General features: G+C 52.4%; 1 rRNA gene. It reads right to left on the bottom strand.

Going from position 1 to position 441, the window contains the following annotated elements:
* Window positions 1-441: ribosomal RNA gene (locus tag C1631_RS23745) — 16S ribosomal RNA — on the bottom strand; the annotation flags it as partial.

Raw genomic sequence — 441 nt, 5'->3', positions numbered from 1 at the left:
GACTACCCGGGTATCTAATCCTGTTTGCTACCCACGCTTTCGTGCCTCAGCGTCAGTTAAAGCCCAGCAGGCCGCCTTCGCCACTGGTGTTCCTCCCCATCTCTACGCATTTCACCGCTACACGGGGAATTCCGCCTGCCTCTACTTCACTCAAGCTCTACAGTTTCAAATGCAGTTTATGGGTTGAGCCCATAGATTTCACATCTGACTTGCAAAGCCGCCTACGCACCCTTTACACCCAGTAAATCCGGACAACGCTTGCTCCCTACGTATTACCGCGGCTGCTGGCACGTAGTTAGCCGGAGCTTATTCATTAAGTACCGTCAATTTTCGTCCTTAATAAAAGAAGTTTACAATCCGAAAACCTTCATCCTTCACGCGGCGTTGCTGCGTCAGGGTTGCCCCCATTGCGCAATATCCCCCACTGCTGCCTCCCGTAGG

The sequence above is a fragment of the Chryseobacterium phosphatilyticum genome (assembly GCF_002899825.2).
In the GTDB taxonomy this organism is placed as follows: domain Bacteria; phylum Bacteroidota; class Bacteroidia; order Flavobacteriales; family Weeksellaceae; genus Chryseobacterium; species Chryseobacterium phosphatilyticum.
This window is presented reverse-complemented; position numbering and strand designations above follow the sequence as displayed.